Here is an 11,750-nt window from a genome sequence, read left to right as displayed (position 1 = left end):
GGCTCAGCCCGCGTCCTGCACGGCAGGATCGGCCGCCGGCCTGGGCGTCTTGCGGCGCGTGGCGTGGGCCAGCAGTTGCTGCAGCTCCGCACGCACCGCCTGCTTCAGCGGCTCCGAGGTCGCGCTGATGAACTGCTTGCGGTCAAAGCCGGCACGCAGGCGCACCACATACGCCGCCGGCGGCAAGGCCTGCAGCTGCGCATCGAATTCGCTGGCCACGGCATAGATCTGCCGCTTGATGGTGTGCCGCGTCACCGAACGCTTGGCCCAGCGCTTGGGCACCAACGGGCCCAGCCACACCTGGGGCGCCGGGCACCAGGGCACGACAAACAGGGCCTGCGGTGCCTGCTCAGAAAGCACGGCACCGGGCCCTGTTGGCACAGCGTCCTTGGCAACATCCGCAGCGCCCAGCACCAGGCGGTGCAAAGCAAAGTGCGGCGTCCGGGAAACGGTTCCCCCGGACAGCGTTGCCTGAAATTGGGGGCGCGTTTTGAGCCGTTGCATCACAACAGGCCCTGCCATGCAGCAGGGATTGGTGTCAGGCAGTCGGCCAAGCGTGCTTGCCTTAGACGGCCAGACGCTTGCGGCCCTTGGCGCGGCGTGCGTTGATCACGGCGCGGCCGCCCTTGGTCTTCATGCGGACCAGGAAACCGTGGGTGCGAGCGCGCTTGGTCTTGGAGGGTTGGTATGTACGCTTCATGTTCGTTCCTTGAGAAGGTTCAGTTTTTTACTGGCCCATGCATTCCTCATGAATGCACACTGCCCAAATTCCCCCAGCCAAGCACATCTGCAAGGCGCCTGCCAGAGGCAAGCGGCCGCAAATAAAAGCTTTGCGCGGGGCTTATCACCCTGAACACATTCAGGGAAACCCAAAATTATCTCAGTGTTAGCCACCTCTTGCAATGACCCTCTAAAGATGATCCAAAATACGCCCCCGCACCAGACCGGTGCAAAAGTCGTCCGTGTTTGTGGATAACCGTTTGAAAAGCTACAATCACAGCCCCATCACCGTTCCTCCTATCCACAAAAAGCGCTCCGATTGAAATGACCGAGGAACCCACCAACGACGCCGGCCTGGGCCTGTGGCTGGCCTGCGTCGAGCAGCTCGGCCAGGACCTGCCCGAGCAACAGTTCAACACCTGGATCAAGCCCCTGACCGCGCACGTGGCGGAGGATTTCTCCAAGGTGACGGTGTATGTCGCCAACCGCTTCAAGCTGGACTGGATCCGCGCCCAGTACGCCGCGCGCATCGCGGGCCTGCTGGAAGACCTGTACGGCCAGCCCGTGGCACTGGAGTTAGCACTTGCTCAGCGCGAAAGCGTGGTGCGCACCTATGTTCGCCCCTATGCCGGCGAACGCAACACGCCCGCCGACAGCCCCAGCGCAGCGCCCACCTCCAGCCCCAGCGCGGAGGAACCGGCCTCGCCCGTCTTCCGCAACCGCCTCAATTCCGCCCTGACGTTCGAGACGCTGGTGGAAGGCACGGCCAACCGTATGGCCCGCTCGGCCGCCATGCACGTCGCCGCCTCGCCCGGCCACCTGTACAACCCGCTGTTCATCTACGGCGGTGTGGGTCTGGGTAAAACCCACCTGGTGCACGCTGTGGGCAACCAGTTGCTCAAAGACCGACCCGACGCCAAAGTTCTCTACATCCACGCTGAACAATTTGTTTCAGATGTGGTCAAGGCCTACCAGCGCCGCACCTTTGACGAATTCAAGGAGCGCTACCACTCGCTCGACCTTTTGTTGATCGATGACGTCCAGTTCTTCGCCAACAAGGACCGCACGCAGGAAGAGTTCTTCAACGCCTTCGAAGCCCTGCTGGCCAAGAAGAGCCACATCGTGATGACGTCCGACACCTACCCCAAGGGTCTGGCCAACATCCACGAGCGCCTGGTCTCGCGCTTCGACTCCGGCCTCACGGTGGCCATCGAGCCACCCGAGCTGGAAATGCGCGTGGCCATCCTGATCAACAAGGCCCGCGCCGAGAACGCCGAGATGCCCGAGGAAGTCGCCTTCTTCGTGGCTAAGAACGTGCGCTCCAACGTGCGTGAGCTGGAAGGCGCGCTGCGCAAGATCCTGGCGTACTCGCGCTTCAACCAGAAGGAAGTCTCCATCCAGCTGGCCCGCGAGGCGCTGCGCGATCTGCTGAGCATCCAGAACCGCCAGATCAGCGTGGAGAACATCCAGAAGACCGTGGCCGACTACTACAAGATCAAGGTCGCGGACATGTACAGCAAGAAGCGCCCGGCCAGCATTGCCCGTCCGCGCCAGATCGCCATGTACCTGGCCAAGGAGCTGACGCAAAAGAGCCTGCCCGAGATCGGCGAGCTGTTTGGCGGCCGCGACCACACCACGGTGCTGCACGCGGTGCGCAAGATTGCCGCCGAGCGCCAACAGCTGACCGAGCTGAACCAGCAACTGCATGTGCTGGAGCAAACGCTCAAAGGCTGATGGAATTTTCCCTCGCCCAGCCCGGGCCTACCGGGCAAAATGAGGGGGTTTGGGTGGCCGCGAGAGGGAGGCTGCCCCATCCACAAGAGACCCGCATCCTGAAACACAGAGGTTGACATGATCGTCCTGAAAGCCACACAAGACAAAGTTCTCGCGGTCCTGCAATCGGTGTCCGGCATCGTTGAACGCCGCCACACCCTGCCCATTCTGGCGAACGTGCTGATCAAGAAGACCGGCAACGCCCTGCAGTTCACCACCAGCGACCTGGAAATCCAGATCCGCACCACGGCCGAGCTCGGCGGTGACACCGGCGACTTTTCCACCACCATCGGTGCGCGCAAGCTGATCGACATCCTCAAGACCATGCCCGGCGACCAGACCGTGGGCCTGGAGTCGCAGCAAAGCAAGATGATCCTCAAGGGCGGCAAGAGCCGCTTCACGCTGCAGACCCTGCCGGCCGAGGACTTCCCGCTGGTGCAGGAGGCCGCGAACTTTGGCCCTGCCTTCAGCGTGCCGCAGAAGGTGCTCAAGGACCTGATGGGCCAGGTGTCGTTTGCCATGGCGGTGCAGGACATCCGCTATTACCTGAACGGCATCCTGTTTGTCGCCGAAGGCAACACGCTGAGCCTGGTGGCCACCGACGGCCACCGCCTGGCCTTTGCCAGCGCCGAGCTGGACGTGGACGTGGGCGAGAAGCAGGAAGTCATCCTGCCACGCAAGACCGTGCTGGAGCTGCAGCGCCTGCTGTCCGACGTGGGCGGCGAGAACTCGCCCCGCATCGAGATGCAGTTTGCCAACAACCAGGCCAAGTTCACCTTTGGCGGCATGGAGTTCGTGACCAAGCTGGTCGAGGGCAAGTTCCCCGACTACAACCGCGTCATCCCGCGCAACCACCACAACAGCGTGACCCTGGGCCGCGCACCGCTGCTGGCCAGCCTGCAGCGCACGGCCATCATGACCAGCGACAAGTTCAAAGGCGTGCGCCTGACCATCGAGCCTGGCACGCTGCGCGTGGCGTCCAACAACGCCGACCAGGAAGAGGCAGTGGACGAGCTGGACATCGACTACGGCGGCGACACCATCGACATCGGCTTCAACGTGACCTACCTGCTGGACGTGCTGGCCAACATGTCGCAGGACATGGTCAAGATCGAGCTGGCCGACAGCAACAGCTCGGCCCTGGTCAGCATCCCCGGCAACGACAACTTCAAGTACGTCGTCATGCCCATGCGCATCTGATGCGCCCGTGGACCGGCGTGTTAGCCTGTCCATCCCAAAAAAGGAGCAGCTGGCGTATGCCAGCGCTTCTTTTTCAAATGATTTATTGGTAATTTCCAGGCAATACAAGCGCAAACAGCTCCTGTTATTGCAGCAGTAAGGCACCTTCATGACCGACGAGAACCAGCCAGAAAACCCCACCGCAGCACCCGCCAGCGCCCCCGCTGACACCGGCTACGGCGAAGGCGCCATCCAGATCCTGGAAGGCCTGGAGGCCGTGCGCAAGCGCCCCGGCATGTACATCGGCGACACCTCCGACGGCACCGGCCTGCACCACCTGGTGTTTGAGGTCGTGGACAACTCCATCGACGAAGCGCTGGCCGGCCACTGCGACGACATCCTGGTCACCATCCATGCCGACGGCTCGCTGTCCGTCATCGACAACGGCCGCGGCATTCCCACCGGCGTGAAGATGGACGACAAGCACGAGCCCAAGCGCTCGGCCGCCGAAATCGCGCTGACCGAGCTGCACGCCGGCGGCAAGTTCAACCAGAACAGCTACAAGGTCTCGGGCGGTCTGCACGGCGTGGGCGTGTCCTGCGTGAACGCGCTGTCCATCTGGCTCAAGCTGACCGTGCGCCGCGACGGCAAGGTGCACGAGATCGACTTCTCGCGCGGCTTCGTGCAAAACCGCCTGATCGAGGTGGTCGACGGCTTCGAGACCTCGCCCATGCGCGTCATCGGCGAGACCGACAAGCGCGGCACCAAGGTGCACTTCCTGCCCGACCAGGACATCTTCAAGGAAAACTTCGAGTTCCGTTACGAAATCCTGGCCAAGCGCCTGCGCGAACTCTCCTTCCTGAACAACGGCGTGCGCATCCGCCTCAAGGACGAGCGCGATGGCAAGGAAGACGACTTCTCCGGCGCCGGCGGCGTGCAGGGCTTTGTCGGCTTCATCAACGCCAACAAGAAGGTGCTGCACCCCACCTCGTTCTACGCCACGGGCAGCCGCCCGGCCGACACCTACGGCGGCATCCCCGGCACCGAAATCGGTGTCGAAGTGGCGATGCAGTGGAACGACGGCTACAACGAACAGGTGCTGTGCTTCACCAACAACATCCCCCAGCGGGATGGCGGCACCCACCTGACCGGCCTGCGCGCGGCGATGACCCGCGTGATCGGCAAGTACATCGCCGACCACGAACTGGCCAAGAAGGCCAAGGTCGAAGTCAGCGGGGACGACATGCGCGAAGGCCTGTGCGCCGTGCTCAGCGTGAAGGTGCCCGAGCCCAAGTTCAGCAGCCAGACCAAGGACAAGCTGGTCAGCTCTGAAGTGCGCGCGCCGGTGGAAGACATCGTCGCCAAGACGCTGACCGACTACCTGGAAGAGAACCCCAACGACGCCAAGATCCTGTGCGGCAAGATCATTGAGGCCGCCCGCGCCCGTGAAGCCGCGCGCAAGGCGCGTGAAATGACGCGCCGCAAGGGCGTGCTGGACGGCATGGGCCTGCCCGGCAAGCTGGCCGACTGCCAGGAAAAAGACCCCGCGCTGTGCGAAATCTACATCGTCGAGGGTGACTCCGCCGGTGGCTCCGCCAAGCAGGGCCGCGACCGCAAGTTCCAGGCCATCCTGCCCCTGCGCGGCAAGATCCTGAACGTGGAAAAGGCCCGCTATGAAAAGCTGCTGTCCAGCCAGGAAATCATCACCCTGATCACGGCCCTGGGCACCGGCATCGGCAAGGTCAGCGCCGATTCGGGCAAGAGCAACTCGGACGACTACAACCCCGACAAGCTGCGCTACCACCGCATCATCATCATGACCGACGCGGACGTGGACGGCGCCCACATCCGCACGCTGCTGCTGACCTTCTTCTACCGCCAGATGCCCGAGCTGGTCGAGCGCGGCCACATCTACATCGCCCAGCCACCGCTGTACAAGGTCAAGAACGGCAAGGAAGAGCTGTACCTCAAGGACGGCCCGGCGCTGAACAAGTACCTGCTCAAGATCGCGCTGAACCACGCCAGCGTGCACACCGGCGGTGCCAACGCCCGCACCATCGAGGGTGAGGAACTGGCCAAGCTGGCCGACATGCACCTGGCCGCCGAGACCGTGATCGAGCGCCTGTCCAACTTCCTGGACCAGGAAGCCCTGCGCGCCATCGCCGACGGCGTGAAGATCAAGCTGGACACCCTGGAAGAAGCCCAGGCCTGCGCCCCCGTGCTGGAGGCCAAGCTGCGCGAGCTGACCACCACCGGCGTTCCCGCCGCCGTGACCGCCGAGATCGACCCCGTCAGCGAGAACCCGATCCTGCGCATCAGCCGCCACCACCACGGCAACATCAAGAGCTCCATCCTCACGCAGGACTTCGTGCGCAGCCACGACTACGCCGCCCTGTCGGCCGAGGCCGAAAGCTTTGCAGGCCTGCTGGCCGAAGGCGCCAAGGTCACGCGTGGCGAAGGCGAGAAGGCCAAGACCGAAAAGGTCGGCGACTTCCGCCAGGCCATGCAGTGGCTGATCAGCGAAGCCGAACGCACCACCGGCCGCCAGCGCTACAAGGGTCTGGGTGAAATGAACCCCGAGCAGCTGTGGGAAACCACCATGGATCCGAATGTGCGCAGCCTGCTGCAGGTGCAGATCGGCGACGCCATCGAAGCCGACCGCGTGTTCACCATGCTGATGGGCGACGAGGTTGAACCCCGCCGCAACTTCATCGAAGACAACGCCCTGCGGGCCGGCAACATCGACGTCTGATCTCCAAAATCAGAGCTGTCTGCGCAAGCAGTACAAGGCTTGGAGCCCCAAAAGGCTTCAAGCCTTTTTTCTTGGTCTGCCGCTGCTCCAGGGCTGGTGGGCGATGCAGTCGCACCCCGCCGCAACTTCATCGAAGACAGCGCGCCACGCAGTCGCTGCAATTGGCACGCAATCTGCTTTAACTCCGCATCTTGTATACATCTGGGTATTCATCATGCTGATTGGCACATTCGACGATTGGAAGCACGCCTACCAAGGTGGCGCAGCGCCGGCTGCGCTGCTGGAGCAGCAGCGCCAGGCCTTGCAGGCCGATGACACGGCGTGGATCAGCATCGCCACGGCGGCACAGCTGCAGGCACAGCTGCAGCAGCTGCAGGCCCTGGAGCACGCCGTGGGCCGCGACCAGCTGCCGCTGTACGGCATTCCGTTTGCCGCCAAGGACAACATCGATGTGGCCGGCTTCACCACCACCGCCGCCTGCCCGGCGTTTGCCTATGTGGCGGCGCAGGATGCCGTGGCCGTGCAGCGGCTGCGCCAGGCCGGCGCCATCGTGCTGGGCAAGACCAACCTGGACCAGTTCGCCACCGGCCTGGTGGGCGTGCGCTCGCCCTATGGGGCCGTGCCCAACACCTTTGATCCCGCGCTGGTCTCGGGCGGCTCCAGCTCGGGCTCGGCCTCGGTGGTGGCGCGCGGGCTGGTGCCGTTTGCGCTGTCCACGGACACGGCCGGTTCGGGCCGCGTGCCCGCGGGCTTCAACCAGATCGTGGGGATCAAGCCCACACCCGGTGCCGTCAGCGGCACCGGTTTGGTGCCCGCCTGCCGCACGCTGGATTGCATCGGCGTGCTGGCCCTGAATGTGGCCGACAGCGCCCTGGCGCTGTCCATCATGGAGGGGCCCGACGCGCAGGATGCCTATTCGCAGGCGCGGCCCGCCATCGCACCGCACCGGCCGCTGGCACAGCTGCGGGTGGCGATCCCTGACGGGCGCCAGCTGGCGGCCGATTACGAGGCCGCCTTCACCCAGTTTGCGCAGCGGCTGCAGCCCCAGGTGGCCAGCGTGCAGACCCTGGCCTTCGACACCTTGTTCGAGGTGGCCCAGCTGCTGTACTACGGCCCCTGGGTGGCCGAGCGGGTGGTGGGTGCGCGCCGCCTGTACGAGCAGCAGCCCGAGGCCTTGCTGCCCGTGATCCGCCAGGTGCTGGACGTGCACCAGCGCTTCAATGCCGTGGACACCTTTGCCGCGCAGTACCAGCTGCAGACGCTGCAGCGCGAGGCGGAAAAGATCTGGCAGGACTGCGACGTGCTGTGCGTGCCCACGGCACCGCGCCACCCCAGCATGGCCGATCTGCAGGCCGAGCCCGTGGCCGCCAATTCCGAGCTGGGCACGTACACCAACTTCGTGAATCTGCTGGGCTGGTCGGCCATCGCCATTCCGGCCGCGCAACTGCCCAGCGGGTTGCCGTTCGGCATCACCCTGATTGCGCCCGCCTGGCGCGAGCCCGATCTGGTGCGCTGGGCCCAGGCCCTGGAAGCCCAGACCCCACTCACCGCCGGCGCCACGGGCCTGCCCACACGCACCCTGGGCACGCTGCCCCGCTGGCACGTGCCCACACAGGGCGAGACGATTGCGCTGACCGTGGTCGGCGCCCACCTGCGCGGCATGCCGCTGAACCACGAACTGCTGGCCTGCGGGGCGCGCTTCCGTGAGGCCACGCACACGGCGCCTCACTACCGCCTGTATGCGCTGGCCGGTACGGTGCCCGCCAAACCCGGCCTGGCCCGGGCCGAGGACGGGGCCGCGATCGCCGTGGAGGTCTGGGACATGCCCGTGGCCAACCTGGGGCGCTTTGTGGCCGGTGTGCCCGCGCCGCTGGGCATTGGCACGGTCACGCTGCAAGATGGCCGCCACGTCAAGGGCTTCATCTGCGAAGGCGTGGCCCTGGGTAATGCCCAGGACATCACGCATTTCGGGGGCTGGCGCGCGTATTGCATGGCGGCGTAACACCCTGGTGCAGGGCGTGCACCTGAATCAGGCACACCCTGCACCCGATACAACCGCATCCCCCCATTTCCGCAGGAGACGCCCGTGGCGCCCACCAGCCTTGCCAACATGGCCTACGACAAGCTGCGACAGGCTTTCGACAATTTTCAGTACGTGCCCGGAGACCGTTTCAGCGAAAGCGAAATCGGCGCCCAGCTGGGCATGAGCCGCACCCCCGTGCGCGAGGCCCTGGTGCGCCTGCAGCGCGAGGGCTATATCTCGGTCATGCCCAAGATGGGCTGGGTGGTCAACAGCATCGACTTCGCGGTGTTCGAGCAGCTGTACGACGTGCGCGCCGTGCTGGAGTGCGCGGCCGTGGACCTGCTGGTGGTGGCGCCGGACCTGGAGCAGCGCCTGGCCGCGCTGTGCGCGCTGTGGTGCGTGCCGCTGCAGGAGCGCCTGACGGACCAGCATGCGGTGTCGCACATCGATGAGCGCTTCCACATCGACCTGATGGAGGCCAGCGGCAACCTGGAGATGGCGCGCATCCACCGCGACATCACGGACCGCATCCGCATCGTGCGGCGCCTGGAATTCACGCGCAACTACCGCATCGACGTCACCTACGACGAGCACAGCCGCATCCTGCGCGCGCTGCTGCAGCACGACGGGCTGCAGGCCAAGGTGCTGCTGCAAAAGCACATCCGCGTCAGCCGCGACGAGGTGAAGAACATCACCTTGCACACCCTGCAAAATGCCAAGCCAAAAAGGCTGGAAGCGGCCGCCTGACCTGCGCGGACAGCTATGAAAAACGCGGACCGACCGTCCGCGCGGTGCAGGCGTGGGTCAGGCCCGGTCCAGCGCCAGCAAGGCCTGCAGAGCCACGCCCTGCGGATCGGCCAGGGCATTCAAGATACTGAAATGGTCCGCACCCGGCACCGCCAGACAGGCGCCCGGGGCCGCCTGGCGGTAGTGGGCAAAGGCCTGGGTCTGCGCCTGCAGCTGCGCCAGCTCGGCCGTTCCATACGCCAGCACCAGCGGCTTGTCGACCACCGGCAGGTGCATCGGGCTGAGCTGGTCCACTTCGGCCTGCGTCAGCTGCAGGGCCTGGTTCAGGTAGGTGTGGCGCACCGGCTCCAGCGCATAGATGCCGCTGATGCCCAGGCCGCCCACCACCCCGTCGCCGTCCAGGCCCAGGGCCGTCAGATGCCCGCCCGCCGACCAGCCGCACAGCAGGATGCGGCCGCTGCCGCCGGCCGCCAGGGCCTGCCGGCGCATGGCGGCAATGCCCTGCCGCACTTCCTGCACGATCTGCGTGAGGCAGGCCTGGGGCGCCAGCGTGTAGCCGATCAGGGCCGCCTGCACGCCCTGCTGCAAGGCACCCTGCACCACGAAGCGGAAGCTGTTCTTGTGCCGCATCTGCCAGTAGCCGCCGTGGATGAACAGCAGCGTGGGCGCACCGGCCGGGCCGTGGAAGTAATCCAGCCGCTGGCGCGCGCCCGGGCCATAGGTCACGTCCAGATCGGCGGCGTGCTGCTGCACCACGGCCAGGCTGCGCGCTTCAAACGCCGCCAGCTGCTGGGCGCTGCTGGCCACGGCACGGGTGTTGTCATAGGCCGCATCGCGCACGGCCTGGGGCAGGTGGAGCAGGGTGTCGATCACCATCAGGCGGCCTTGGCGTGGTGGGCCACGTGGCTGCTGAGCAGTTCGGTCAGCTCCTGGCGCACGCGGTTGAACTCGGGGGTCGTGATGTGGCGCGGACGCTCCAGCGGGATGCGGTAGTCGCGCTCCACCCGGCCGGGGCCGGCGGTCATGACCACCACGCGGTCGGCCAGCAGCACGGCTTCTTCGACCGCGTGGGTGACGAAGATCACGGTCAGCCGGGTCTTGGCCCAGATGTCCAGCAGCTCCTGCTGCAGCACTTCGCGTGTCAGCGCATCCAGGGCGCCAAAGGGCTCGTCCATCAGCAGCACTTCGCAGTCGTTGGCCAGGGCCCGCGCGATCGAGACACGCTGCTTCATGCCGCCCGACAGCTGGTGGGGAAAGTGGTCGGCAAACTTGCTCAGGCCGACCATGTTCAGGTAGTGGTCGGCGATCTCGCGCAGCTTGGCCTCGGGCAGGCCGCGCTGCTTGGGCCCGAAGGCGATGTTCTGGCGCACGGTCAGCCAGGGGAACAGGCCATAGTCCTGGAACACCATGCCGCGGTCGGGCCCGGGCTCGCTGATGGGCGTGTGGTACATCCGGGCCACGCCGGTGGACACGCTTTCAAAGCCGCCCATGATGCGCAGCAGCGTGGACTTGCCGCAGCCCGAGGCACCGATCAGGCAGACGAACTCGCCCTTCTGGATCTGCAGGTTGACGTCCTTGAGCGCGTGGATGGGGCGGCCATGCAGGGAGAAGACCTTGCTGACGTTGGCAATGTCCAGGATGGGCGCGGGGGTGCGGTGGGCAAGGATCTCAGACATGGTGTTGCGGGCTCCACTTGAGCAGACGGTTGTTGAGGATGACCAGCAGGCGGTCGGTGACAAAGCCGGTGAAGCCGATGACCACCATGCCGGCGATCACCACGTCGGTGCGCGACAGCATGCGGCCGTCCATGATGGCCGCGCCCAGGCCCTCGGGCACGCCCGTCATCTCGCCCACCACGATCAGGAACCAGGCGATGCCGTGGCCCAGGCGCAGGCCGTTGAAGATGGAGGGCATGGCCGCCGGCAGCACCACCTGGCGAAACATGGACGTGCCCTTGCAGCCCAGCATGGCGGCGGCCTCGAACAGGCGCGGCTCGACCGACTTCACGCCAAAGGTGGTGTTGATGACGATGGGAAAGAACGCCCCCAGGAACACCAGGAAGATGGCGGCATTCGGGCCCACGCCGAAGAAGATCATGGACAGCGGCAACCAGGCCGTGACCGGCACCGGGCGCAGCATCTGCAGCGTGGGGTCCACAAAGCGGCGGATGGCCGCGTTCTTGCCGATCACCAGGCCCAGCGGAATGCCGGCCAGCGCGGCCAACGCAAAGGCCCCGTAGACGCGCGACATGGACTGCAGCCAGTGCGTGGGCAGGGTGGCGCTGAAGGCGTCGTCATAGATGCCGCCAAAGGCGAAATCCCAGAGCATCAGGCCCACCTCCTGGGGGGAAGGCACCAGCATGGTCCCCGTGGCGCGCACGGCCACGTCCCAGGCCAGCAGCAGCAACAGGGGCAGCACGGCGGGCACCAGCCAGGTGGTCATCCAGACACGGGCCGCGCTGGGCTGGGGCGGCATGGCCAGTGCCACCGGGGACGTGGCGGGTGTGAAAGAGGGGGGCGAAGACGACATGGCAGGCATTCCGGAAGCGGGCAGGGG

The 11,750-nt window shown here is 65.7% G+C and carries 10 protein-coding genes; 5 read left to right on the top strand and 5 right to left on the bottom strand.

Features of this window, described 5'->3' with window-relative positions:
• Positions 1-3: 3 nt before the first annotated feature.
• Together FYM52_RS15885 and rpmH are read right to left on the bottom strand one after the other, a co-directional pair.
• On the bottom strand, positions 4-504 hold the full coding sequence (locus tag FYM52_RS15885; protein WP_154164807.1) for a ribonuclease P protein component: 501 nt from the start codon (positions 502-504) through the stop codon (positions 4-6).
• A 61-nt stretch (positions 505-565) separates the two neighbouring features.
• Complete coding sequence (gene rpmH / locus FYM52_RS15880) at positions 566-700, bottom strand: 50S ribosomal protein L34 (RefSeq protein ID WP_042412105.1); 135 nt, start codon at positions 698-700, stop codon at positions 566-568.
• A gap of 344 nt (positions 701-1,044) precedes the next feature.
• Between rpmH and dnaA the strand changes: the two genes are divergently transcribed.
• The 5 genes from dnaA (at position 1,045) to FYM52_RS15855 (ending at position 9,194) form a co-directional block, all read left to right on the top strand.
• A complete protein-coding gene (gene dnaA / locus FYM52_RS15875) occupies positions 1,045-2,454 on the top strand; it encodes a chromosomal replication initiator protein DnaA (protein ID WP_154164806.1) in 1,410 nt (469 codons plus the stop codon).
• 117 nt (positions 2,455-2,571) lie between these two features.
• Entirely contained in the window at positions 2,572-3,693 is a 1,122-nt protein-coding gene (dnaN, locus tag FYM52_RS15870) for a DNA polymerase III subunit beta (RefSeq protein ID WP_042412102.1), read from the top strand.
• 148 nt (positions 3,694-3,841) lie between these two features.
• Entirely contained in the window at positions 3,842-6,424 is a 2,583-nt protein-coding gene (gyrB, locus tag FYM52_RS15865) for a DNA topoisomerase (ATP-hydrolyzing) subunit B (protein WP_043378395.1), read from the top strand.
• A 214-nt stretch (positions 6,425-6,638) separates the two neighbouring features.
• Positions 6,639-8,426 carry an allophanate hydrolase gene (atzF, locus tag FYM52_RS15860; RefSeq protein ID WP_154164805.1) on the top strand — a complete coding sequence of 596 codons (1,788 nt, stop codon included), beginning with the start codon at positions 6,639-6,641 and terminating at the stop codon, positions 8,424-8,426.
• A gap of 84 nt (positions 8,427-8,510) precedes the next feature.
• Positions 8,511-9,194 carry a GntR family transcriptional regulator gene (locus FYM52_RS15855; protein ID WP_043378390.1) on the top strand — a complete coding sequence of 228 codons (684 nt, stop codon included), beginning with the start codon at positions 8,511-8,513 and terminating at the stop codon, positions 9,192-9,194.
• A gap of 57 nt (positions 9,195-9,251) precedes the next feature.
• Here FYM52_RS15855 and FYM52_RS15850 read toward each other — a convergent pair whose 3' ends face one another.
• Genes FYM52_RS15850 through FYM52_RS15840 form a run of 3 tightly spaced genes read right to left on the bottom strand, consistent with a single transcriptional unit; the run spans position 9,252 to position 11,723 of the window.
• On the bottom strand, positions 9,252-10,070 hold the full coding sequence (locus tag FYM52_RS15850) for an alpha/beta hydrolase (RefSeq protein WP_154164804.1): 819 nt from the start codon (positions 10,068-10,070) through the stop codon (positions 9,252-9,254).
• Entirely contained in the window at positions 10,070-10,870 is an 801-nt protein-coding gene (locus tag FYM52_RS15845; protein ID WP_154164802.1) for an ABC transporter ATP-binding protein, read from the bottom strand. Before FYM52_RS15845 ends, FYM52_RS15850 begins: the two co-directional genes overlap by 1 nt.
• Positions 10,863-11,723, bottom strand: a complete 861-nt coding sequence (locus FYM52_RS15840; protein ID WP_225890651.1) for an ABC transporter permease — start codon at positions 11,721-11,723, stop codon at positions 10,863-10,865. The genes FYM52_RS15845 and FYM52_RS15840 overlap by 8 nt, the downstream gene beginning before the upstream one ends.
• Positions 11,724-11,750: the final 27 nt, after the last annotated feature.

This window comes from Comamonas sp. CAH-2 (assembly GCF_009668305.1).
In the GTDB taxonomy this organism is placed as follows: domain Bacteria; phylum Pseudomonadota; class Gammaproteobacteria; order Burkholderiales; family Burkholderiaceae_C; genus Comamonas; species Comamonas aquatica.
The sequence above is the reverse complement of the archived record's forward strand: the minus strand, read 5'-3'. Positions and strand labels throughout refer to the sequence as shown.

Coding starts and splice junctions, on each gene's coding strand:
- dnaN (WP_042412102.1), top strand. CDS start 2,572: ATGATCGTCCTGAAAGCCACACAAGACAAAGTTCTCGCGGTCCTGCAA.
- gyrB (WP_043378395.1), top strand. CDS start 3,842: ATGACCGACGAGAACCAGCCAGAAAACCCCACCGCAGCACCCGCCAGC.
- FYM52_RS15845 (WP_154164802.1), bottom strand. CDS start 10,870: ATGTCTGAGATCCTTGCCCACCGCACCCCCGCGCCCATCCTGGACATT.
- FYM52_RS15885 (WP_154164807.1), bottom strand. CDS start 504: ATGCAACGGCTCAAAACGCGCCCCCAATTTCAGGCAACGCTGTCCGGG.
- FYM52_RS15840 (WP_225890651.1), bottom strand. CDS start 11,723: ATGTCGTCTTCGCCCCCCTCTTTCACACCCGCCACGTCCCCGGTGGCA.
- atzF (WP_154164805.1), top strand. CDS start 6,639: ATGCTGATTGGCACATTCGACGATTGGAAGCACGCCTACCAAGGTGGC.
- dnaA (WP_154164806.1), top strand. CDS start 1,045: ATGACCGAGGAACCCACCAACGACGCCGGCCTGGGCCTGTGGCTGGCC.
- FYM52_RS15850 (WP_154164804.1), bottom strand. CDS start 10,070: ATGGTGATCGACACCCTGCTCCACCTGCCCCAGGCCGTGCGCGATGCG.
- rpmH (WP_042412105.1), bottom strand. CDS start 700: ATGAAGCGTACATACCAACCCTCCAAGACCAAGCGCGCTCGCACCCAC.